18 protein-coding genes and 2 pseudogenes are annotated in these 22,092 nt (G+C 70.8%); 9 read left to right on the top strand and 11 right to left on the bottom strand.

Features of this window, described 5'->3' with window-relative positions; translation table 11 throughout:
* The first annotated feature begins 22 nt into the window (after positions 1-22).
* Entirely contained in the window at positions 23-856 is an 834-nt protein-coding gene (locus JHN63_RS32945; RefSeq protein ID WP_200687603.1) for an NlpC/P60 family protein, read from the top strand.
* A gap of 238 nt (positions 857-1,094) precedes the next feature.
* Positions 1,095-2,084 carry a tellurite resistance/C4-dicarboxylate transporter family protein gene (locus JHN63_RS32940; protein WP_200687601.1) on the top strand — a complete coding sequence of 330 codons (990 nt, stop codon included), beginning with the start codon at positions 1,095-1,097 and terminating at the stop codon, positions 2,082-2,084.
* On the opposite strand, the gene JHN63_RS32935 is transcribed toward JHN63_RS32940, so the two are convergent.
* The gene (locus JHN63_RS32935; RefSeq protein WP_200687598.1) at positions 2,062-2,415 is read right to left on the bottom strand and encodes a hypothetical protein; all 354 of its coding nucleotides are present in this window, start codon (positions 2,413-2,415) and stop codon (positions 2,062-2,064) included. The two genes, JHN63_RS32940 and JHN63_RS32935, sit on opposite strands and share 23 nt — an antisense overlap.
* Positions 2,416-2,877: 462 nt before the next feature.
* On the opposite strand from JHN63_RS32935, the gene JHN63_RS32930 reads away from it, so the two are divergent.
* Positions 2,878-3,957, top strand: a complete 1,080-nt coding sequence (locus JHN63_RS32930) for a C40 family peptidase (RefSeq protein ID WP_200687596.1) — start codon at positions 2,878-2,880, stop codon at positions 3,955-3,957.
* Between the two features lie 66 nt (positions 3,958-4,023).
* On the opposite strand, the gene JHN63_RS32925 is transcribed toward JHN63_RS32930, so the two are convergent.
* Together JHN63_RS32925 and JHN63_RS32920 are read right to left on the bottom strand one after the other, a co-directional pair.
* Entirely contained in the window at positions 4,024-4,743 is a 720-nt protein-coding gene (locus JHN63_RS32925; RefSeq protein WP_019055616.1) for a response regulator transcription factor, read from the bottom strand.
* Positions 4,740-6,030, bottom strand: a pseudogene (locus JHN63_RS32920) (PspC domain-containing protein). The gene JHN63_RS32925 and the pseudogene JHN63_RS32920 overlap by 4 nt, the downstream one beginning before the upstream one ends.
* A gap of 231 nt (positions 6,031-6,261) precedes the next feature.
* Between JHN63_RS32920 and JHN63_RS32915 the strand changes: the two are divergent.
* Positions 6,262-7,683 carry a PspC domain-containing protein gene (locus JHN63_RS32915; RefSeq protein WP_200687594.1) on the top strand — a complete coding sequence of 474 codons (1,422 nt, stop codon included), beginning with the start codon at positions 6,262-6,264 and terminating at the stop codon, positions 7,681-7,683.
* Entirely contained in the window at positions 7,670-7,912 is a 243-nt protein-coding gene (locus JHN63_RS32910) for a hypothetical protein (protein ID WP_200687591.1), read from the top strand. The genes JHN63_RS32915 and JHN63_RS32910 overlap by 14 nt, the downstream gene beginning before the upstream one ends.
* A 105-nt stretch (positions 7,913-8,017) precedes the next feature.
* Here the strand turns inward: JHN63_RS32910 and JHN63_RS32905 are convergent, their stop codons facing one another.
* Both JHN63_RS32905 and JHN63_RS32900 read right to left on the bottom strand, forming a co-directional pair.
* On the bottom strand, positions 8,018-8,548 hold the full coding sequence (locus tag JHN63_RS32905) for a DoxX family protein (protein WP_200687589.1): 531 nt from the start codon (positions 8,546-8,548) through the stop codon (positions 8,018-8,020).
* Between the two features lie 186 nt (positions 8,549-8,734).
* Positions 8,735-10,015: a hypothetical protein gene (locus JHN63_RS32900; RefSeq protein WP_200687587.1), complete on the bottom strand. Its 1,281-nt coding sequence runs from the start codon at positions 10,013-10,015 to the stop codon at positions 8,735-8,737.
* A gap of 218 nt (positions 10,016-10,233) precedes the next feature.
* Here JHN63_RS32900 and JHN63_RS32895 point away from each other — a divergent pair, with 218 nt between their 5' ends.
* Complete coding sequence (locus JHN63_RS32895; protein ID WP_200687585.1) at positions 10,234-11,127, top strand: DUF4429 domain-containing protein; 894 nt, start codon at positions 10,234-10,236, stop codon at positions 11,125-11,127.
* Between the two features lie 20 nt (positions 11,128-11,147).
* Here JHN63_RS32895 and JHN63_RS32890 read toward each other — a convergent pair whose 3' ends face one another.
* Positions 11,148-11,942, bottom strand: coding sequence for a class II aldolase/adducin family protein (locus JHN63_RS32890; RefSeq protein WP_200687582.1), 795 nt, complete (start codon positions 11,940-11,942; stop codon positions 11,148-11,150).
* A gap of 119 nt (positions 11,943-12,061) precedes the next feature.
* On the opposite strand from JHN63_RS32890, the gene JHN63_RS32885 reads away from it, so the two are divergent.
* Entirely contained in the window at positions 12,062-12,535 is a 474-nt protein-coding gene (locus JHN63_RS32885; RefSeq protein ID WP_200687580.1) for a pyridoxamine 5'-phosphate oxidase family protein, read from the top strand.
* 19 nt (positions 12,536-12,554) lie between these two features.
* On the opposite strand, the gene guaA is transcribed toward JHN63_RS32885, so the two are convergent.
* A complete protein-coding gene (gene guaA / locus JHN63_RS32880) occupies positions 12,555-14,126 on the bottom strand; it encodes a glutamine-hydrolyzing GMP synthase (RefSeq protein WP_200687577.1) in 1,572 nt (523 codons plus the stop codon).
* 400 nt (positions 14,127-14,526) lie between these two features.
* Here guaA and JHN63_RS32875 point away from each other — a divergent pair, with 400 nt between their 5' ends.
* On the top strand, positions 14,527-14,784 hold the full coding sequence (locus JHN63_RS32875; protein ID WP_200687575.1) for a chorismate mutase: 258 nt from the start codon (positions 14,527-14,529) through the stop codon (positions 14,782-14,784).
* Between the two features lie 649 nt (positions 14,785-15,433).
* Here the strand turns inward: JHN63_RS32875 and JHN63_RS32870 are convergent.
* Entirely contained in the window at positions 15,434-16,621 is a 1,188-nt protein-coding gene (locus tag JHN63_RS32870) for a hypothetical protein (RefSeq protein ID WP_200687573.1), read from the bottom strand.
* Positions 16,622-16,833: 212 nt separating this feature from the next.
* On the opposite strand from JHN63_RS32870, the gene JHN63_RS32865 reads away from it, so the two are divergent.
* Complete coding sequence (locus JHN63_RS32865) at positions 16,834-17,832, top strand: LAETG motif-containing sortase-dependent surface protein (protein WP_200687571.1); 999 nt, start codon at positions 16,834-16,836, stop codon at positions 17,830-17,832.
* An 84-nt stretch (positions 17,833-17,916) separates the two neighbouring features.
* Here JHN63_RS32865 and JHN63_RS32860 read toward each other — a convergent pair whose 3' ends face one another.
* The 3 genes and pseudogenes from JHN63_RS32860 to JHN63_RS32850 all read right to left on the bottom strand — a co-directional run.
* On the bottom strand, positions 17,917-19,695 hold the full coding sequence (locus JHN63_RS32860; RefSeq protein WP_200687569.1) for a GMC oxidoreductase: 1,779 nt from the start codon (positions 19,693-19,695) through the stop codon (positions 17,917-17,919).
* A gap of 47 nt (positions 19,696-19,742) precedes the next feature.
* A complete protein-coding gene (locus JHN63_RS32855; RefSeq protein WP_200687567.1) occupies positions 19,743-21,374 on the bottom strand; it encodes a succinic semialdehyde dehydrogenase in 1,632 nt (543 codons plus the stop codon).
* A 160-nt stretch (positions 21,375-21,534) separates the two neighbouring features.
* A pseudogene (locus JHN63_RS32850) lies at positions 21,535-22,092 on the bottom strand (serine/threonine protein kinase); the annotation flags it as partial.

Here is a 22,092-nt window from a genome sequence, read left to right as displayed (position 1 = left end):
GACCTCGGAAGGAGTCGCCGCCTTGGCGTCGTCGCACCGCAAGCCGCGTTCCACGGGCTCCCGCATCGCAGGCATATGGACCCCCGCCGACGACGGCGGCAACCAGAGCCTCGGAGAGGTCGAGCAGAAGATCGACGACCTCTACCGCCGGGCGGATTCAGCGACCGAGAGGCGCGGTTCGGCCAAGCGCACGCAGAAGATCAACTCCGTGCGGGAACAGCCGAGTTCGTTCGCCGCCACCCCGCACGACCACTACGACCAGGCCCAGTTGATGAGCCGACTGACCGCCCGCCGGAGGAACGCGACCGACGCGCACCTCACGGAGCGGTCCACCACGACGCGGAAGCCCCAGGAGGCGACCGAGAGCCTCCGCACCACCGACGAGACGCGAAGCGACCTCGGAACAGCCAAGGCCACCGTCCAGCGGAAACTCTCCACCGCACGCGCCCTGTTGTCCCAACTGGCCGCGCGGGAGCGGCGAAACGAAGCGGCGGCACTCGCGGGGCAGGCCATCGCCTTCGCCCGCGCCCAGGTCGGCAAGCCGTACGTCTGGGGCGCCGCAGGACCGGGCTCCTACGACTCCTCGGGCCTCGCCCAGGCCGCGTGGAAGGCGGCCGGAGTCACCCTCCCGCGCATCATCACCGACCAGATCGACGCCGGCACGACGGTCCCCCTGGCCGACGCACAACCCGGCGACCTTGTCTTCTTCCACTTCCACGACGAGGTCAGCCATGTCGGTGTCTACGTAGGCGACGGCATGATGATCCACGCCCCGAAGCCCGGCACCTACGTCCGCGAGGAATCGATCCACTACGACGGCACGGCGACCGTCCACGGCGTGGTGCGGCCGGCCTGAGCGGAGTCCGTACGCGCGCGTGAGGGTGTTTTCGAGCGCCACGCACGCGTGAGGGCGTTTTGACGTAGCGGCGCAGAGTGCCGGGGCGAGGCAGAGCGCCACGCACGCGTGAGGGCGTTTTGGGCCACCACGCACGCGTGCAGATGTTTTTGACGTTCCCGCACGCGTGCAGATGTTTTTGACGTCCCCGCGCGCGTGGCCCGTCGTCCCCGTGGGGGCCGCTCCCTAGCATCGGGCCATGCCCGATACCGGTTTCTCCCGCTTCCGCGCCTGGTGGGCGCAGCGTCCGCCGGCGGCCGGGGCCGTCGTGATGGCGACCGCGATCGTGTCGGTCGGCCTGCATGTCACGGGGTACGAGGTGCTGTCCCGTATCGCCTTCGCGGTGGCCTGCGCGTTCTGGCTGGGCCTGGCCGTGGACTTCGTCGTACGACTGCTGTCGGACCGGCCGAGGTGGCTCACGGAGGCGGGAACGCCCGGTGCGCTGACCGCCGTGGCAGCGACCGCCGTCCTGGGGACGCGGTTCTCGATCGCGGGCTGGCAGACGGTGGCCGAGGCACTGTTGGCGTCGGCCGTGGTGCTGTGGCCGGGGCTGCTCGTGCGGGTCGTGGGGAACTGGCGGGGGCGGATGCCCGGGACGGTCTTCCTGGGCTGTGTGGCCACGCAGTCGCTGGCCGTGCTGGGGGCGACGATCGCCGCGGCCGAGTCGGTGGCCTGGCTCGCGCACACGGCGCTGGTGCTGTTCTGGCTCGGGCTGGTGCTCTACGGGTTCGCGCTGGCCCGCTTCGAATGGCGGCAGGTGATCATCGGGACCGGTGACCACTGGATCGTCGGCGGCGCACTGGCCGTATCGGCGCTGGCCGGGTCGAAGCTGATCGCCGCCGACAACGCGCGCCTGTACCTGTGGAACTCCGACGACCGGGGCGTCCTGCGGGCCGTGACCGTGACGCTGCTGGTGCTCGATGTGGCCTGGTGCGTCGTCCTGTTGGCCGCCGAGGTCGCCTGGCCCCGGCTGCGCTACGACGTGCGCCGCTGGTCGACGGTGTTCCCGCTCGGGATGACGGCGGTGACCATGCTCTCCGTGGGAACCGCCGTGGACGTCGGGTGGCTGCGGACGCCCGGGGAGGTGGTGCTGTGGATCGCGGTGGCGGCGTGGCTGGTGGTCGCGGCGGGGACGGTCCGGTTCTATCGCGCGGGCACGTCCGGGGTCACGTCCACAGGACCGCGATGAAGACGTTCACCATGGTGAGCCCGCCCACCAGCGCGAACTGGCTCTTGTCGACGCTCTCCTCGTCCCGCTTCACATAGACGAGGCCGAGGATCACGATCAGCAGCGCGAGCTTGATGCCGATCTTGATGTTGTTGACGTGCTGGTCGTCGGCCTGGTTGAGGCCGACCAGGATCGCGCCGGTGACCAGCATGGTCAGCGCGCCGTGCAGCATGCCGGGGACGAAGCGGGCCGTGCCCTGGCCCATCGCCTTCATCTGGGTGAGGAAACCGCCGAGCAGCGCCGCGATGCCGATGATGTGCAGGCCGACGAAGAGATGGATGAGTACGTCCATGGGGCCGGAGCCTAATCAGGGGCCCTGAGGCCGGCCGACACCGCCCCTCCGTAGTGCCTCGTATCCGCACTCCCTGGTGCCTCGTATCCGTACTCCCTCGTAGCGCCCCGATGCCCGTGCATATATGCGGCCCATAGCATCGCGTCGGACCGTCCCGCGCCCGAACCGCCGCATCGGTCAGCGCGCCACGCGAAGGCGGCGGGCCCGGTCCGGGATCACAGTCACTGATGGTCAATTCCCGGTCACCTCACGTCAGTTCCGCGCATGCGTTACCGCGCCGCAACCATCAGGTTTAGCGTCCTCCACCAGGTGACCGGCTCCCCACCGCCGCCCGGACCAGGGGCGGCAGCCGGACACCACCGCCGAGAAGTCCGGCGGCGGCCCGCTCCCCCTGTGCAGGCCGCCGCCGGACGCTCAATCGCCCGCTCCCCCGGCGGTCGTACGAAAGGACGTGCAGTCCACGTGGCAGCGCACCGCAAGGCCCGACAGCGCCCGCTCAGCGGTCATACGGCCCGTACCGCGGCCACGATCGCCCTCGCGGGCGCGGCTACGGCGACGGGCTTCGACGGGACCTCGCACGCCGAGCCGCAGCTGACGCCGACACAGGTCAAGGCCAAGGTGGACACGCTGTACCAGGAGGCGGAGGTCGCGACCGAGAAGTACGACGGCGCGAAGGAGAAGGCGGACGCGGCCGAGAAGCAGTTGAACACCCTGCGGGACGAGGCGGCGCGCAGGACGGAGAAGCTCAACTCGGCGCGGGACTCGCTGGGTTACGTAGCGGCTGCCCAGTACCGCAGCGGCGGGATCGACCCCGCGGTGCAGCTCATGCTCTCCGACGACCCCGAACGGTATCTGGACGGCGCCGAGTTCGCCGACCGGGTGGGCCACCGGCAGACGGCGGCCGTCGCTCTCGTACGGCAACAGCTCCGGGAGATCGAGCAGTTGCGCGGTGCCGCGCACATCGAGCTGACCTCGCTGAAGTCCCGGCAGGCGGAGCTCGGCAGGCAGAAGAAGACCATCAACGGGAAGCTGGACCAGGCACGCCGACTGCTGGCGACGCTGCCTCCGCAGCAGCGGGCCCAGGTCGTGGGCGGTACCGCCGACGGCACCGGCCGCGCGTCACGGTCGTCGACCGCGGCACGCGGTGCGCTGGCCGCGCCCGTCTCCTCGGCCGCCGCGTCCGACGCCCCCAACTCCCGTGCGGCGGCGGCCGTCTCCTACGCCTACCAGAAGCTCGGCAGCCCCTACGTGTGGGGCGCGACGGGCCCGAACGCCTTCGATTGCTCGGGCCTCGTGCAGGCCGCCTACAACTCCGCCGGTGTCTCCCTGCCCCGCACGACCTACGCCCAGATCAACGCCGGACAGCGGGTCTCGCGGGACGAACTGCGCCCCGGCGACCTGGTGTTCTTCTACTCGGGCATCAGTCACGTCGGCATCTACGTCGGCGACGGCCAGATGATCCACGCCCCGAACCCGACCGCTCCGGTACGGCTGGCGCCGATCGACCAGATGCCGTTCGCGGGGGCGACACGCGTGGTGTGAACTCCCAGGGGATCCCTCAGGCTCAGGGGATTCCCCCGATGGCCCCCCGGTGAACTCCCTTACGGGTCACACCAGTCGGCGTGCCGTCGCCCACCGCGTCAGCTCGTGCCGGTTCGACAACTGGAGCTTGCGGAGCACCGCCGAGACATGGGACTCGACCGTCTTCACCGAGATGAACAGCTGCTTGGCGATCTCCTTGTAGGCGTAGCCGCGCGCGATGAGGCGGAGCACCTCGCGCTCGCGCTGGGTGAGGCGGTCGAGGTCCTCGTCGACCGGCGGGGCGTCGGTCGACGCGAAGGCGTCGAGGACGAAGCCGGCCAGCCGGGGCGAGAAGACCGCGTCGCCCTCCTGGACCCGGAAGACGGAGTTGACGAGGTCCGTGCCGGTGATCGTCTTGGTGACGTAGCCGCGCGCACCGCCGCGGATCACCCCGATCACGTCCTCCGCCGCGTCCGACACGGACAGCGCGAGGAAGCGGACGGGCTGCTCGGCGTCGCTCATCAACGGGGCGCAGCGGCGCAGGACTTCGACCCCGCCGCCGCCCGGGAGATGGACGTCGAGGAGGACCACCTCGGGGCGGGTCGCGGTGATGACCGTGACCGCCTGGTCGACGTCCGCGGCCTCGCCGACCACCTCGACACCGGTCTCCTCGGTGCGGCCGATCTCGGCCTGGACCCCCGTACGGAACATGCGGTGGTCGTCGACGAGGACCACGCGCACGTGACGCCCGCCCGCGCTCCCGCCGGTCGGCTCCGCCGGTTCGTTCGTCTCGGTCGCGTCGCTCATGACGTCTTCTCCGCCCTCTCCATCTCCAGCTCGACCTCGGTACCGCCGTCCGGCACGGCGCGCAGCCGTGCCGTGCCGCCGTGTCGCTCCATACGGCCGATGATCGATTCTCTGACGCCCATGCGGTCGGCGGGTATCGAGTCGAGGTCGAAGCCCGGTCCGCGGTCGCGGACGGACACGAAGACCTTCTTCCCTTCCACCTCGGCGTAGACCTGTACGGCGCCGCCCTCGCCACCGTACTTGGCCGCGTTCACCATCGCCTCGCGCGCGGCCTGCATCTGGGCGCCGATCCCGTCGTCGAGGGGGCAGTCGCCGACGACGACGACCTCGATGGGGACGCCGTGCTTGTCCTCGACCTCGGCCGCGCTGCGGCGCACGGCCTCGGCGAGGGTGTCGGGTTCGTCGGCCTCGTCCTTGCCGGTGCCCTCCGGTTTGTAGAGCCAGGCGCGCAGGTCGCGCTCCTGGGCGCGGGCCAGGCGGCGCACTTCGTTGGGACTCTCCGCGTTGCGCTGGATCAGGGTCAGGGTGTGCAGCACGGAGTCGTGGACATGGGCGGCGACCTCGGCGCGCTCCTGAGCGCGGATGCGCATCAGGCGCTCCTCGGAGAGGTCCTGGGTCATCCGCACCAGGTACGGGCCGGCGAGCAGCGTGATGCCGACGAGGACCGCGAGGGCGGCCTGGAGGACCGAGCCGAGGTGGGCGGCGGAGCCCTGGAGCACGAAGATCGCGGTGGCACCGGCGGTGACCAGCAGGACACCACCGCCCGCGCGCAGCAGGCTGAGCGTACGGCGACGGCTGCCGACCTCGGCCCAGCGGGCCCGGCGGGCGTTGTCCGCCTGGCGCCAGACGAGGGCGACGCCCGCGCCGACGAGGACGACCGGGAAGAGATAGGCCTTGGCTCCGCTGCCCAGGTTCACATTGCCGACGAAGACCAGCGCCACGACGACCATGAGGAGGAGGGCAACGATCTGGCCCTTGTCCGGCTTGCGGGCGACGAGTCTGCGGCGGCCGTCCGGCGAGGTCTCGGTGGAGACGAGGGACGGGGGTCGCTGACCGGCGACCCCGCCGACGCCGAGCGGCACGAAGAACCAGAACGAGGCGTACAACAACGCGCCCAGTCCGTCCGCGAGGAACAGCCCCACGAACACCAGCCGCACCCAGATCACCGGCAGCCCGAGATGCCCGGCGAGCCCCCGCGCCACCCCGCCGAGCCAGCNCGTCACTGCTGCGGTAGAGCTTGCGCGGCGGCCGCGGGTCCTCGACGGGCAGTGCTGCGGCTTCCGGCATGCCACCGATGTTCACACGCCCCGCCGTTGTGGGCATCAGGGTGGACCCCCGAGACTCCCCTGATCTTCGAATACGAGGCGCTGTGGGGGCCTTTCGCGGTGTCGGAGCGGGGTAAGAGCGGTGTCGGGGTCGTCGTCGAACACTCCCCCGGTCCGGGTCGGGGCCGATTTCAGGGTTCGGCCAGGGTCGTCCCGACTGCCATCGGCGCCTCGCGGCGGGCAGCATGGACGCATGACAGATCACGAGCACGCCGCGACGGGTCCGGGACCCGGCTCCGGCCCACGTCCGCCAGCGGGCGCCGGGCCGCGGGACGCCGTGCCCGGCGCGGGTGCCGCCTCCTCGCCGGGTGCGGTGCCCGGCGGCGGCAGCGCGGGCGCGGCTGTGCACCGGTTCCGGCGGGACCGGCGGTCGAAGGTGCTCGCGGGGGTGTGCGCGGGGCTGGGGCGGCAGTGCGACATGGACCCGGTGATCTTCCGGATCACCCTCGCCGTGCTCTCCGCGACGGGCGGCATCGGCCTCATCTTCTACGGCTTCGCGTGGCTCTTCGTCCCGTACGACGACGAGGAGGAGAACGAGGTCCGCAAGCTCTTCACCGGCCGCGTGGACGGCCAGGCCCTGGCCGCCGTGCTGTTCGCGCTGGTCGGCTGCGGTGTGTTCCTGTCGATGCTGAACAACGCGAGTGTGCTGACCTTCGCCGTCGTCCTCTCCCTCCTGCTGGCGGGCGCGGGGTACTGGTCGCAGCAGCGCGGCGCCCCCGACCCCGACCCGCTGGCCGCGCAGGCCGTCGCCGATGCCCCGCCGGAGGCCCAGGCGCCGCCGGTGGTCGCCTCCTACCCGTCCTGGTGGCGTGATCCGATCGTCAAGGACGGCACACACGTCGGTGGCACCGGTTATCTGTGGGGCCCCGGCGACTCCCGCGACCGGGACATCGCGGACGCGATCCACATCAGCCTCGGCCCCTCGTACCCGCACTGGCGCGAGGATCAGCGCAGCCCGCGCCCGGCACCTCCGAAACCGCGCGGCCCGCGCTGGATCGGCGGCTGGGTGTTCCTGCTCGCACTGTTCGCGGGGGGCCTGGGCGCGGCCGCGAAGTGGAACGACCAGGAGCTCGGCACCAGCCTGCAGGCGGGCCTGGCCGGTGCGCTCGTCGTCTTCGGTCTGGGGATCGCGATCAGCGCGTTCGCGGGGCGTACGGGGGCGGGCTCGGTGTTCCTCGCGATCGTCACGGCCGGCCTGCTCGCCGCCTCGGCGGCCCTGCCCAAGGACCTCACCACGCACTGGGAGCGCCTCACCTGGCAGCCCGCGGCGGTGGCCCAGATACAGCCGAAGTACGACCTCGGGAACGGCGTGGGCACGCTCGACCTGACCAGACTGAAGCTGACGAAGGGGCAGACGGTCTCGGCCGAAGCCGAGGTGGGCGTCGGGCAGTTGAAGGTGATCGTGCCCTCGGACGTGACGGTGGAGCTGACGGTGAGAGTGGGCGTGGGAGACATCCAGTTGCCCGGTGACGACAAGAAGGACGTGGACGTGGAGCCGGACAAGCGGCAGCAGATCACCCTGAGCCCGGCGGCGGGCGTCAAGAGCACGGGCACGCTGGACCTGGACCTCCATGTCGGCGTCGGACAGGCGGAGGTCAGCCGTGCTGCGTCATGAGTTCCAGCCCGGGAAGCTGGTGATCGGCCTCTTCCTCGTCGCCGCGGGCGTGGTCTACGCCGGGGACGCGGGCGGGCTGTGGGTGACCGAGTGGTTCGCGGTGATCCCGCTGGTGGTGATCGGCCTGCTGCTGGCCGGGGTGGTGGCGGGCGTCAACGGCGCGATCCGCCGACACCGAAGGGCCGGCCGTAGGAACACGGCCGACCCCGGTCCGGACATATCCGGCTGACGATCGTCTACGGACGGGGCCGAGGGCCCGCCCGGCGAGAACGCGGTGACCGAGTCCCAGGGGCCGGGCCCCAGGACTCCGTCACCGCCGGCTCCCCCTCAGGGGCTACCGGTAGCCTCCCGCCCGCTGCCTTCGCCTCGCTCGGATCGCCGCGTCGAAGGAGAACACCGAGGCGCCCGCGAGGACGAGGGGCAGCCAGGCCATCAGATAGGCGAGGTCGTTGCCGTAGTAGTAGGGGTCGTTGGCCCAGCTGATGGTGAGCCACAGGCTGAGCGAGATCAGCGCGCCGCCGAGTGCGGCGAGGCGGGCCAGCAGACCGATCAACGTGCCGATGCCGACGGCGAGTTCACCGAAGGCGATGGCGTAGCCGAAGCCGACGGGGCTCTTCAGGGACAGGTCGACCAGGGCCGGGATCGCCGACGAGTCGCGGACCGCGCGCATCGTCTCGCCGATCGAGCCCGCGCCGGAGGACTTCATGAAGGCGCTGTCGGTGAGTTTGTCCAGGCCCGCGTAGATGAAGGTGACGCCGAGGAAGACGCGCAGTGGGAGCAGGGCGTATCGGGTGGCGGTGTCGCGCCAGCTCCGGTCGCCGTCGAGGTACGGGGTTTGCGTATCCATTCGAGTGCTGTGAGTCATCGCCCTTAGCCGCCTCTCGCCGCCGTTGACCCCTCAACAGACCATACGTACGAAAAGGGGGACCCGCTCAACCATGCTTCGGACAGTTTTTCGGACTTTGGCAGAGCTCGGGCGCCGGTCGGCCCGCTTCTGTGGATATTCAGAAGTGGGCCCGCGTCGGTCGCTCGACGTCGCCCATGGGTGGCGTCAGTCCGTCACGTCGACCACGCAGGCGTTCGTCTCCACGCCCGCCGCGGTGACCACCTGGACCTCCACGCGTCCGGGCTCGACGTCGACCGGGACGGGGACGGTCAGGAGGGTGTCGGTGGGGTTGGAGAAGCCGCCGGTGACGGGGACCAGGGGGACGTGGACGTTGACCGGGCCGATGCGGACGACCATGCGGGAGAGGCGGTCGGCGGTCTGGGCACCCGGGGGGACGAAGCCGGCGCCGCGGATCTCGATGTCGTCGCCGGTGCGGATGGGGGCGTCGAGGTCGCCCGCCTCGCGGGAGCGCACCACCGAGAGGATGACCGGACGGCCGCCCTCCGCGTACTTACCGGCCAGGTACGTCGCGGCGGAGATGAGGACGACGACCGCCAACCCCCAGGGCAGGTCGGGCAGTTGGTCGGGGCGGCGGGCGAGGCGTACGGCGACGAAGACGAGGGCGACGGCGCTGATCGCGACGTACTGGATGTCGGCGAAGGTGCCGCGGCCCGCGTCGTCGGTGAGGAGGTCGGCGGCGCGGGGGCGGTCGGCGGGGATCTTCTGGAGGCGCTGGCCCAGGACCCGCAGACCGACGACCCGGCGGACGAGCACGGCGATCGCGCAGACCACGGCGAGGACGGTCACCACACCGGCGCCGCGGGCGAGTTCGAGGCCGGAGATGAGCGCGTCGCGTTCGGCGTGGTCGGAGGCGGCGGCGAGGCGGCCGGCCAGGACCAGCACCGCGTACGCCACGAACAGCACCCAGGACACGGCCACCGCGCGGGAGGTCGACAGCCGGTTGTCCTCACCGATGACCGGCGCCAGCGCCCCGCCGCGCGCCCGGTGGAACCAGGAGGCGGCGGTCACCGTGCCGGCGACCACGAGCGCGGCCAGCAGTCCGGCCGTGCGGGCCGCCGTCCAGCCCGCGCCGATCGCGGTGAGCGCCTGCACCAGGAGCAGCACGACGAAGGCGCTCCACACCGCGAAGGCCGTGCGGTGCCACAGGCGGGCCAGCCAGGCGCCGCCCTCGGCGCGACCGCGTTCGGCGACGACGTCGGCGGACTGGGTCAGCTCGTCCGAGACCCACTGCCGGGAGGCGGACGCCGAGTGCGCCACCGCCGCGGGCAGCCCCTCCCCGGCCGCGAAGCCGTCCCGCTTGACCAGGAACGCGGCGACCGCGCGCCGATGCCCCTCGCGTGCTCCGTGCGGGCAGTCCCCGCAGGTGCAGCCCCCTCCGTGGGCACCGATGTGCTCGCCGCCCTGTCTCGCCTCCTGCACCGCCACGCCCGACGCCTGCCTTCCCCACGACCCTCATGGTCCTCGGCCCTCGACCCCGGGCCCTCACGTTCGGCGACCGGCTCCGAAGCCTTTGGCCACCGCCTTGCAACTCCCCCACGACAACAGCGGATTGTGCCCTACGGAACGGGGTCCGCGTCCGGCAGGTCTGGTCAGCGCGGGTGAAGTGAGCGCCGCCGTGTTGACCCGGCTGCGAGAATTTCTCTATGGCCGAGATCATCCAGCGCGACGGGACCTGGGCCTTCGACGGCACAACGGTCCGTATCACGCCGGGACTTCACCGCTCCGTGCCGCTGTTCCGGCAGACGTACGGGGAGATCGCCGTGCCCCTCGAAGCCGTCGCGGGCGTCGTCTACGAACCCGAGCGCAAGCGTGGCCGACTGCGGCTGAGGCTGCGCGAGGGGGCCGACCCGCTGCTCCAGGCGACCGGTGGACGGCTGCCGGACGCGGCGGATCCGTACCGGCTGATCGTGGACATCGACCGGTCCGGGGTCGCCGAGTACGTGGCGGAGGAGATCCGGCACGGACTGCTCCTGGACCAGATCCCCAAGGAGCCCACCAAGGCCTATCTCCTGCCCGGCCCGCCGGTCCCGGTCTCCGTCCGCTCCTCCGACGGCACGGTGTCCTTCGACGGCGCCCAGGTGCGCATCGACTGGGCCGACACCTCCGAGCGCGTCAAGCGTGCCACCGGGCCGCGCATCGTCTCCGTGGGGGACCTCGTGCAGGTGGAGTGGCTGCCCAACTCCGGGTACGAGGACGGGTTCATGCGGTTCGTGACGCGCGAGACCGTGTTCTCCAAACTGCCGCCGGAGAAGGACCCGTACGCCCTCGATCTGTGGGGCAGCGCCCGTCGCGATCTGCTCACAGCGCTGGTGGCGACGGCGGTGACCGCGCGGCTGCCGCATCCGTCGGTCCGGGAACTCGACAACGGGGAGTTCCCGGACCGCCCTCGGCGTTTGGCCACGGTTCCGCCGCCGGCCGATCATCACGACGTACTCCTGCGCAGGCTGCGGGAGTTGGGCGAGCTGCACCGGGAAGGGGTGCTCACGGACGAGGAGTTCAGGATGACCAAGGCGGCCGTGCTGCGGGGGTTCAACTGAGTCGCGTCGGCCGGTCGGCGTCAGCTGAGGAGGTCCGGTTCGCTGCGGCTGATGTCCTGCCACAGGGGCTGGTAGTTGATCCAGGCGACGAGGTCGCCGCCGGTCTGTTCGCGGGTGGCGACGGCGAGTTTGTGGTCGATGAGGAGTGGGCGGCCGGCCGCCTTCGCGAGGAGCTGGACCTGGCAGGAGCGTTCCATGGACACGAACCACCAGGCCGCCGCGTCCACCGAGTCGCCCACGGTGAGCAGTCCGTGGTTGCGCAGGACGAGCGCCTTGCGGGAGCCCAGCCCGGCGGCGATCCGCTTGCCCTCCTCGGCGTCGACGGAGACCCCGCTGTAGGCGTCGTAGAGCGCGTGGTCCTCGTAGAAGGCGCAGCTCTCCTGGCTGATCGGGTCGAGGAAGTCGCCGAGGGCGGAGAGCGCGCGGCCGTGCACGGAGTGGCAATGGGCGACCGAGACGACGTCCGGGCGGGCGGCGTGGACCTGGGAGTGCACGGTGAACGCGGCCTGGTTGACGTGGTGGCGGCCCTGGAGGACCTGGCCGTCCGAGTTGGCCAGCACCAGATCGCTCACGGTGACGTGCCGGAAGGGCATCCCGAAGGGGTTGACCCAGAAGCAGTCGCTGAACTCGGGGTCGCGGGCGGTGATGTGCCCGGAGACCCCGTCCTCGAAGCCGAGCCGGCCGAACAGGCGCAGGGCGCCCGCGAGCCGTTCCTTGCGGTGCCGGCGTTCGTCCTCGACCGACTCGTGCATCGGCGGCATGGCGAACCGCAGCTGGTCGGTGGGCAGGGGGGAGGGCGGCGTCGGCCCGTGCATCGGTCCTCCAGCACTGGGTTTGTTGTAAGGGCGAGAAGTTACCGCCGGTCGGTCGAAAAGGGCAGTGCAGGTCGGTAAAGAGGACAGAGGATGTCGGTTATCGGCGGAACACTCGCCGTATGACAGCGAACTGGGCCACCTTCACCGCCGCCGAACCGGACCTCGCCGCGATCGTCGAGACACGCTTCGGGGCCTTCACGCACCACATCCTCGCGACCGTGCGCGCGGACGGTTCGCCACGCACGAGCGGGCTCGAAGTGCGGTTCCTGGACGGCGAGTTGTGGCTCGGGATGATGCCCGACTCGCTCAAGGCCTTGGATCTACGGCGGGACGCGCGCTTCGCGCTCCAGGCGAACCCGGGGCCGGGTACGGACACGCACGGCGGGGACGTACGGGTGAGCGGGCGGGCGGTGGAGGTGACGGATGCCGGGGTGAAGGGGGCGTACAGGAAAGAGGTGGAACCGCCGGAGCCGTTCCACCTCTTCCGCACCGAGCTGACGGAGGTCGTGCGGACCTACGTCGAGGACGAGACGTATCTCGTCGTGCAGGTCTGGAAGCCCGGAGGCCCGGTGCGGACCCTCAAGCGGACCTGAGCCTCGCAGACCAGCGGGACTACTCCCACTCGATGGTGCCCGGGGGCTTCGAGGTGATGTCGAGGACGACGCGGTTGACGTCGGCGACCTCGTTCGTGATGCGGGTGGAGATCTTCGCGAGGACGTCGTACGGCAGGCGCGACCAGTCGGCCGTCATGGCGTCCTCGGAGGAGACCGGGCGCAGGACGATCGGGTGGCCGTAGGTGCGGCCGTCGCCCTGGACGCCGACGCTGCGGACGTCGGCGAGGAGGACCACCGGGCACTGCCAGATGTCGCGGTCGAGGCCGGCCGCCGTCAGTTCCTCGCGGGCGATGGCGTCGGCGTCGCGGAGCAGGTCGAGGCGGTCCTTGGTGACCTCGCCGACGATGCGGATACCGAGGCCGGGGCCGGGGAAGGGCTGGCGCTGGACGATCTCGTCCGGGAGGCCCAGCTCCTGGCCGACCATCCGGACCTCGTCCTTGAACAGCTTGCGCAGCGGTTCGACCAGCTCGAACTCGAGGTCCTCGGGGAGGCCGCCGACGTTGTGGTGGGACTTGATGTTCGCGGTGCCGGTGCCGCCGCCGGACTCGACGACGTCCGGGTACAGGGTGCCCTGGACCAGGAAGGCGACCTCGGGGCCCTCGTCCGCGATGATCTCGGCCTGGGCCTGCTCGAAGACGCGGATGAACTCGCGGCCGATGATCTTCCGCTTCTGCTCGGGGTCGGAGACGCCCTTGAGCGCGGTGAGGAAGCGCTCCTCCGCGTCCACGACGACGAGCTTGACGCCGGTCGCGGCCACGAAGTCCTTCTCGACCTGCTCGGTCTCGCCCTTGCGCATCAGACCGTGGTCGACGTAGACGCAGGTCAGCTGGTCGCCGATGGCGCGCGCGACCAGGGCCGCCGCTACGGCGGAGTCGACGCCGCCGGACAAACCGCAGATGGCGCGCTTGTCGCCGACCTGTTCGCGGATCGCCGCGACCTGCTCGTCGATCACATTGCCGGTGGTCCAGGACGGGGTCAGGCCCGCGCCCCGGTACAGGAAGTGCTCCAGGACCTGCTGGCCGTGCGTGGAGTGCATGACCTCGGGGTGGTACTGGACGCCGTAGAGCTTCTTCTCGTCGTTCTCGAAGGCGGCGACCGGGACGACGTCCGTGGACGCGGTGACCGTGAAGCCCTCGGGGGCGGCCGAGCAGGCGTCGCCGTGGGACATCCACACGGACTGCTCGTCCGGGGTGCCTTCGAAGAGGGTGGAGGACGACCGGGAGACATGCAGTCCTGTACGGCCGTACTCGCGGGCGCCCGTGTTGTCGACGGTGCCGCCGAGAGCGGTGGCCATCAGCTGGAAGCCGTAGCACATGCCGAAGACGGGGACGCCGGCGTCGAAGAGTTCGCGGTCCAGGCGGGGGGCGCCCTCCGCGTACACCGAGGACGGGCCGCCGGAGAGGATGATCGCCGCCGGGTTCTTGGCGAGCATCTCGGCGACCGGCATGGTGCTCGGCACGATCTCGCTGTAGACCCGGGCCTCGCGGACGCGGCGGGCGATGAGCTGGGCGTACTGCGCGCCGAAGTCGACGACCAGGACGGTGTCGGGGGCGGGGGTCGCTGCTGACACGGGGGCCTTCCGGCGGTTGGGCGGGTCTTTGTGCTGGCGATTCTACCGAGGCGGGCATGGGGCAGGTCCCGTCCGCCAGGGGCTGCCGCCCCCAGACCCCCGCTTCGGCCCTGAAGGGGCCTCGTCCTCAAACTCCCCCAGAGGGGGACCCCCAACGGGCTGGATGTGACCGACGCCGCTTGGAAAGGCGCCCCCGGCCCGTGCATACTGACCCCATGCTCACGCACCCGACCTCCCTCTTTACCTATGGCAACCGGCTCGCCGGCTGCCGTGGTCGAGCTGCTTGAGTTACTGACAAGCGACTTTCCAGGCGCCCCGGGCCGACAAGGCCCGGGGCGCCTGTCGTTTCCCGGTCCGGTCGGTCCAGGCGTTCCGCCCACACGAGGAGCCCCGTATCACCATGACCACGACCACATCCGAGCAGACCATCGCCGACGCCCGTGAGCGGATCGACGCCCTCGACGACCGGATCATCGGGCTGATCCAGGAACGGGTGGCAGTCTCCGCCGTCGTCCAGGAGGCGCGGATCGCCTCCGGTGGGCGGCGGGTGAACCTGAGCCGGGAGAACGAGATCCTCAGTCACTACAGCGACGCGCTCGGCCGGCCCGGCACCTCCCTCGCGATGACGCTGCTCGAACTGTCCCGGGGGCGGATCTGAGTTCGAGCGCCGTCTCACCCGTACGGCGCGTGACCGCCCCTCGAACCCCTTCGTTGGGGGTGGTGTCCGTGCCAGCCAGGGGCGGGCCCGAAAGAACCACGCGTGGCTCGGCTGGGGCGATGAGACGTACGGATCGTGCCGTACGTCGTGGGACCTCGCTCCAGGGTCGTGACCGGACGGCAGGGGACAGCAGCCCGGTCACCCAAGAACGGACGGCTCCGGGGACGCCCGGGGCCGCCCGGCGGAAAATGCAAAAATGCACAAAGCCGGATCGAACGGTTGCGGAGGCCGCGTCCATCCAGCACGATGCGTAGAAAGCCTCCGGGTGTCCCGAGCACTCCCCGGGCGCTCCCGCCCCGGGTTCCCAAGTCTCCACCCACACAACCGCATTGACTGCCTCACGGCAGTGCACCGTCCTACCGCCAGAGGTCGAGACCAAGCGTGCGCCCCGCGCGCGCCGGGGCGCCGACCCAGGGCATTCGAGACAAGCGGCGCAACCCCCCGGCGCCGCTCCCAGGCACCGGCGCTGCCCTGACGTCGGTGCTGACGGAGAAGGGCCCCGCGGCTCCGTCCCGCGGGGCCCTTCGCTCGCCCGGAACCAACCGGAACCGACCGCGCCCGACCGGTGCTGATCGGGCCCGACCGGGTCTCAGGTCCGGCTGACCGTCCCGCAGGTCGCCTCGCCCTTGCCGATGTCCCGGCTCCGGTCGTACGGGTCCGTCGTCGGGCCCGTGGGCGGGGCGCCCGTGGGGGACGCGGAGTCGAACTCCGGGTTCAGGTAGCCGTTGTAGACCCCGCAGGCCGAGTTGCCGAAGTCCGCGTCGTACTTGGTGAGGGTCAGCAGGCCGGGGGTGACCTGGTAGCGGGCGGGATCGAGGATCTCGACGTCGATCACGCGGCGGACGATGGTGCGGGCGACCTCGGTGGAGCCGTCGGTCCGGACCAGCGGATAGACGAAGGTGTAGTCGGTGTGCACGGTGACGCCCCCGTGGACGTCCTTCGCGAAGGTGACGCGTCCGCGCGTCTTCACGACGGTGCCGACCAGCCGAACCTTCTTGGGGTCGAAGCGGCTGAAGAGCTGCGTGGGGTCGTTCCGTTCGGTCGGGGTGGCCAGGGACGTCTTCAACCGGCCGAGCGTCTCCGACTGCTTCGGATCGAGCACCGCGAGGGCGGCGGCCGGGCGGGCGCCGCGGATCGTCTTCGGGTCGAGGTTGGCGTTGACGAGCAGTATCTTCGCCTGCTGCAGGGCCAGTTCAACGCGGTCCCTGGAGATCGAACCCACGGCTGTCGCCTTCGGCAGGACGATGCCGGCCGTGCCGTCCGCCCAGTTCAGGGCGGGTGAACCGGCGAACGGCCGGTCCAGGGTGGGGACTTCGGGGTCCACGGCGGAGGGCGCGGCGGTCGGGGCGGCCGTCTCCGGCGCGAGCGGGGAGGCCGCGGCGGCGCCACCGGTGCCGTTCCCGTCGCCCTTGTGGAAGGGGTCGCCGGGTATGAGCGAGGGTTTCATCGCGACCACGGCGACGGCGATGGCGAGCGGAAGACCGAGGACGGCCCACACACGGCGCTTGCGTGCGGCCCGCCCGTTCATCTCCTGCCAGGCGGGGCCGGTCCGCCAGCCCTCGGGCTCATGCCCCTTTTTCTTACCCTTGCCCTTACCCTTCGCCTTGCTCTCGGCCTCGCTCCTCTTCAGGCGTTCGGTCACCTCGCGGGCGCGGGCGGACGGTTCCTTCGGGGCGGAGGCGCGGATGTCGCGCTCCGTGTCGCGGGCGAACTGTTCCCAGACATCGTCGGGGATCTCCGGGTGCGAGGACGGCTCCTCGGCAGGCTTGTCAGACACGTCCCCAAGTTCTAGACGTTCCGAAAGCCCGTTCACAAGGAGAACTTGGGTGTGACACAGCCCACATAAGAATCTGGTGAGAGTGGGCACAACCGTTCGCAGGCTTCCCGGGTCTCCTCTGCATAACCAAGGGTCACAGCCGCGCCCCACACGCGGAGCCCTCCGCTCAGGGTGCTGCGCTGCCGCAGTACACCGGACTTCTCGAGGACTTCATGAAGCTTCGCCGTGCCATGGCCGCGGCCGCCGCGACGGCCGTCATCGCTCCGCTCGCTCTGCTGTCCGCGCCGGCCGCGTTCGCGGAGGAGTCGCCGACGCCGACCGACAGCGTGAGCGAGTCGACGTCGCCGACACCGACGGACACGACCTCGGCGACGCCGTCCGACTCCACCTCGCCGACCGGCAGCACGCTGCCGAGCGACTCGGGCACGCCCTCGGCGAGCAACAGCGAGTCCACGTCGGCCACGCCCACCACCTCGGCCACGCCGACCGGGGAGCCGACGGACCCGGACGTGCCGTTCTGCGAGGACTTGGACGAGGACTTCTCCGACGCCAAGGTGTCCGCGGACATCAAGGGCCTGCCGGGCAAGATCGTCGCGGGCGACGGCTTCCACAACTTCAAGCTGACCGTCACCAACGAGTCGAAGACCACGGTCGAAGGCGTCGCCTTCTACGCCGAGGTCGAGAACTTCGAGTTCGACGAGTCGAAGTTCCTGAGCCCGTACGTGGACCTGGAGTTCAAGAACCCCGAGTCCGGCTCCTGGGACCGCATCGGCGACGACGACTGGGCCGGTGACTACTTCTTCTACGTCGACGCCCTGAAGTCCGGGAAGAGCGAGACCGTCGACCTGCGCGTCAGCATCAGCGCCAAGGCCCCGGCCGGCGACGCCTACTCCTTCGGTTCCGGCGCCTACCTCGACAACGTCAAGGGCCAAGACTGCATCGCCGAGGGCTGGGCCGAGTACGACTTCGAGGTCCTGAAGGCCGGCTCCAGCAACACCGACCCGGGCACCGCCACTCCGGGCGACGGCGGCAAGGACACCTCGGTGAAGAAGCCGCAGGGCGAGGTCTCCGACCTGCCGACCGGCAACCTCGCCGAGACCGGCTCCAGTTCCGCGCTCCCGGTGATCGGGCTCGTGGGCGGCGCGGCGGTCGTCGCGGGTGTCGGCACGGTCGTCATGGTGCGTCGGCGCAAGGCCGGAGAGAGCGCGTAACCCGTAGCTCGCTCGACGAAGAAGGACCTGCGCTCGGAGGGGGGCGCAGGTCCTTCTGTCTGTACGGCAACCAGGGCTTTCCGTCTACGACTTGGGCGGCACCGTCGGCATCCCCAGGAACGGCAGCCGCAGCGCGCCGAACGCGCCCTCGGGGACGGCGGGTCGATGCGGCTCCACCGCCTTGAGGCGTTCGTACGACAGCCCCTGCTCCGGACGCGGGTCCGACTCGCCCTTGTTGGGCCAGTACGACATCGCGCGCTCGGCCTGCGCGGTGATGGTGAGGGACGGGTTGACGCCGAGGTTCGCCGAGACCGCCGAGCCGTCGACGACCGAGATGCCCGCGTGGCCGTAGAGACGGTGGTACGGGTCGATCACGCCGGTCTCGCGGGAGGCGCCGATGGGGCAGCCGCCGAGGAAGTGGGCGGTGAGCGGGGTGCCCATGAGTTCGCCGACGTTGGAGCCCGCGAAACCGTTGATCTCGGCGGCGATGGCCACCGCGCCCTCCGAAGCCGCCTTGATCTGCTTGGGGTTGGGGGCGCCGTGGCCCTGACGTGCCGTCAGCAGGCCTTTGCCCACGCCGTCCTGTTTCAGGTACGTCGTCAGGGAGTTGTCCAGCGACTGCATCACCAGGCCGATGATGGTCCGCTCCGACCAGTGCCGGTTGGAGAGCGAGCGCAGGACCAGGAGCGGGTGGCGGGCCGCGTTCGCCAGCCAGGCCAGTGCCCTCGACGAGCCCTCGGCGTACGGGACTTGGAGGATGGAGAGGCCGCCCATCGAGTTGGAGCCCTTGCCGTAGCGGACCGGTTCGATGTGGGTGTTCTCGTCGGGGTGGATCGAGGACGTGATGGCGACTCCGCGCGTGAAGTCGACCTGCCGCTCGCCCGTCGCCTTGCGGTAGCGGCGGTTGTTGGTCTGCGCGCCGACCAGCGCCTCCGAGTTGGTGCGGGTCAGCTCGCCCAACTTCTCAGAGAGGTACGGCAGTTGCCCGCCCGCCTTCATACGGTGCAGCAGGGTCTGGGTGCCGTAGGTGCCGGCGGCGAGGACGACCCGGCGGGCCTTGAAGGTCCGCCCTTCCGAGGTGCGGCGCGCGTCTGTGGGCAGGGTCGCCACCGCGTAGCCGCCCTGCGAGTCGTCGGTGACCGACACGACCGTCGTCATCGGGTGCACCACCGCGCCCGCCTTCTCGGCGAGGTAGAGGTAGTTCTCGTTGAGGGTGTTCTTGGCGCCGTGCCGGCAGCCCGTCATGCACTCGCCGCACTCGGTGCAGGCCTTGCGGGCCGGACCCGCGCCGCCGAAGTACGGGTCTTCGACCTGCTCGCCGGGCCTGGCCTTCGTGGTGCCCTCGGCGTCCTCGCCGTCGCCGAAGAAGACGCCGACGGGGGCCATGTGGAAGGTGTCTCCGACGCCCATCCGCTGGGCCGCGGCCTTCAGATGGACGTCGGAGGGGGTCATCGTCGGGTTGAGCCGTACGCCGAGCATGCGGCGGGCCTGGTCGTAGTACGGGCCCAACTCCTCTTCCCAGTCGGTGATGTCGCGCCACTGGGGGTCTTCGAAGAACGGCTTCGGCGGGACGTACAGCGTGTTGGCGTAGTTCAGGGAGCCGCCGCCCACACCCGCGCCGGCCAGGACCATGACGTTGCCCAGCAGGTGGATGCGCTGGATGCCGTACAGGTTGAGCTTGGGGGCCCAGAGGTAGTTCTTGAGGTCCCAGGAGTTCTTGGGGAGGGTCGACGGGGTGAAGCGGCGGCCGGCTTCCAACACGCCTACGGTGTAGCCCTTTTCGGTCAGGCGGAGGGCGGTCACCGAGCCGCCGAAGCCGGAACCGACGACGAGGACGTCGTAGTCGTAGGTGTCCTGGGGCACGGGGTCTCCTCGTTGAGTTTCGCGTGCGGGTGCGGGTGCGGTGTGGTCTACCTGAGCCGGAACGCCTTCATCACCCGGAGGCTGCGGCTCATGAACTGCGCGTACGCCTCGTCGGTCATTCCCAGTGAGGGAGCCATGGGCAACAGCCGCTGCTGGGCCACCGTTTGGGCCTCGGTGTACTTGAGGATGCCCTCGGAGCCGTGACGGCGACCGAGGCCGGAGTCCTTCATGCCGCCCATGGGGGACTGGACGCTGCCGTAGGCGGAGGCGTAGCCCTCGTTGATGTTGACCGTGCCGGTGCGGAGGCGGGCGGCGATGGCGCGGCCTCGGCTGCCGTTCTTCGTCCAGACCGAGGAATTGAGGCCGTACGGCGTGGAGTTGGCCTCGTGCACGACCTCGTCGTCCGTCGTGAAGCGGTAGACGGAGACGACCGGGCCGAAGGTCTCCTCGGCGCAGACGGACATGGGGGCCTCGACGCCGTCGAGGATGGTGGGCTCGAAGAAGTACGGGCCGATGTCGGGGCGGGCCACGCCACCGGCGACGAGCCTGGCGCCCTTGGCGACCGCCTCGTCCACGTGCCGGGTGACCGCCTCCAACTGCCGCTCCCCCGCGAGCGATCCCATGTCGGCGCCGTACGCGAGGGCCGTGCCCAGGCGCATCGCCTTCGTGCGGGCGGCGAAGCGGTCCAGGAAAGTGTCGGCGATCGACTCGTGGACGTACAACCGCTCGATGGAGACGCAGAGTTGACCGGCGGAGGAGAAGCAGGCGCGGACCGCGCCGGCCGCCGCCTTCTCGATGTCGGCGTCCTCCAGGACCACCATCGCGTTCTTGCCGCCGAGTTCGAGGGAGACGCCGACCAGGCGGCCTGCTGCGCTGCGTGCGACCTCGCGGCCGGTGCGGGTGGAGCCGGTGAAGGAGACGTAGTCGGCGTGCTGGACGACCTCCGGGCCGACGACCGGGCCCTCGCCGAGGACGACCTGGAAGAGGTCGGCCGGCAGGCCCGCCTCGATGAGGAGGTCGCGGGCCCAGAGGGCGGTGAGGCAGGTCTCGGTGTCCGGCTTCATCACGACCGCGTTGCCCGCCGCGAAGGCGGGGAGCGCGTCGCCGACAGAGAGTTCGAGCGGGTAGTTCCAGGGGGCGATCTGGCCGACTACCCCGCGCGGGTGGCGGAGTTCGGTGACCTTGGTGAGGGTCGGGACGGCGCCGGTGTGCCGCTTCGGCTTGAGGTAGGCGGGGGCCTTACGGCCGTAGTGGCGGGCCGCGACGGCGACGGCCTGCACCTCCTCGTGCGCGTGCAACCGCGCCTTGCCGGTCTCCAGTTGGATCAGGTCGAGGACCTCGGCCTGGCGGGCGAGGACGAGGTCGTGGAAGCGGAGCAGGACCGCGGCGCGCTGCCGTACCGGCGTCTGCTCCCAGAGGGCCTGCGCGGCGCGGGCCGCGTCGAAGGCCTTCGCCACGTCCTCGGGTGTGGACTCGGGCAGGTCGGCGAGCTTCTCACCGGTGAACGGTGAGTGGTTGGCGGTCCGGCCGGAGCCGACCACACCCTTCGTGAGCTGGGCGACCAGCTCCGGGGTCACCACATCGGCGGCGGTACGGGCGCCTGTGGGGGCCGGCGCGAGGGGGTTCGTGCCGGTCGTCGTTTCCGTACCGGTCTTTTCCGGGGCCTGCGAGTCCGTCATGTGCGGCAGCGTATGCCGCCGCGGGGGCTTTGGGTACCCGTCGGTAATCGGGTTTCACCGGACACCCCCATCACGCCAGTGATCACTGGCAACAAACATGCTGATCAGGGCGTTGACCGGGGATGATCACCGGCGATTCGACGCCGGACCATTTTCCTGATCACTTTTCCGTGAGGGTGAGCCGGTCGCGGGCGCCCTTGAAGAGTGCGGTGCCCTTCCTCTCCGCCGGTGTGCCCTTGGGCATGTCCACACGCAGTTCGTACATACGGTGATCAGCGGTCCGGATGATCAGGGCCATGGCGCGGGTCGGGGTGCCCGACTGTTCGTAGACGGTGTCGGCGAGGACCGCGTCCTTGTTCCCGCGGAAGCTGGTGCGGGTGTACTGCGGGTTGGACGTGCCCCGGCCCAAGGTGCGGGCTTCGGCGAGCGGCGAGTCGGCGGCCTTGTCCCATTCGGTGAGGCGGACGCGCAGGGCGCCGGTGCCGTAGGTGACGGTACGGCTACCGGATGCCGACTGTGTCTCGAGAAGCCGGTACTGGGAGGGGAGGGAGAGGACCGCGTCCATGCCCTCCCGCCGGTGAGCGGTCCAGGAGTCCTTGCCGAGGCGGTTCTCCACGACGGTGCCGAGGACGAGGCCCGCCAGGAGGAACACCCCGAGGGCGATGAGAAGCGAACGGCGGCGGGGGCGGCGGGACTCGTCCTCGGCACCGTCGTGGAG

Origin of the sequence: Streptomyces sp. MBT65 (assembly GCF_016612545.1) — a bacterium.
Classification (GTDB): Bacteria; Actinomycetota; Actinomycetes; order Streptomycetales; family Streptomycetaceae; genus Streptomyces.
Note: the sequence above shows the minus strand (reverse complement) of the source record. Positions and strands in the feature narration are given on the sequence as shown.

What these genes read in the sequence shown, in the direction of transcription:
- JHN63_RS32940 (WP_200687601.1), top strand. Translation starts at nt 1,095, where the DNA reads ATGCCCGATACCGGTTTCTCCCGCTTCCGCGCCTGGTGGGCGCAGCGT.
- JHN63_RS32875 (WP_200687575.1), top strand. Translation starts at nt 14,527, where the DNA reads ATGACCACGACCACATCCGAGCAGACCATCGCCGACGCCCGTGAGCGG.
- JHN63_RS32855 (WP_200687567.1), bottom strand. Translation starts at nt 21,374, where the DNA reads ATGACGGACTCGCAGGCCCCGGAAAAGACCGGTACGGAAACGACGACC.
- JHN63_RS32865 (WP_200687571.1), top strand. Translation starts at nt 16,834, where the DNA reads ATGAAGCTTCGCCGTGCCATGGCCGCGGCCGCCGCGACGGCCGTCATC.
- JHN63_RS32925 (WP_019055616.1), bottom strand. Translation starts at nt 4,743, where the DNA reads ATGAGCGACGCGACCGAGACGAACGAACCGGCGGAGCCGACCGGCGGG.
- JHN63_RS32915 (WP_200687594.1), top strand. Translation starts at nt 6,262, where the DNA reads ATGACAGATCACGAGCACGCCGCGACGGGTCCGGGACCCGGCTCCGGC.
- JHN63_RS32905 (WP_200687589.1), bottom strand. Translation starts at nt 8,548, where the DNA reads ATGACTCACAGCACTCGAATGGATACGCAAACCCCGTACCTCGACGGC.
- JHN63_RS32890 (WP_200687582.1), bottom strand. Translation starts at nt 11,942, where the DNA reads ATGCACGGGCCGACGCCGCCCTCCCCCCTGCCCACCGACCAGCTGCGG.
- JHN63_RS32885 (WP_200687580.1), top strand. Translation starts at nt 12,062, where the DNA reads ATGACAGCGAACTGGGCCACCTTCACCGCCGCCGAACCGGACCTCGCC.
- JHN63_RS32895 (WP_200687585.1), top strand. Translation starts at nt 10,234, where the DNA reads ATGGCCGAGATCATCCAGCGCGACGGGACCTGGGCCTTCGACGGCACA.
- JHN63_RS32935 (WP_200687598.1), bottom strand. Translation starts at nt 2,415, where the DNA reads ATGGACGTACTCATCCATCTCTTCGTCGGCCTGCACATCATCGGCATC.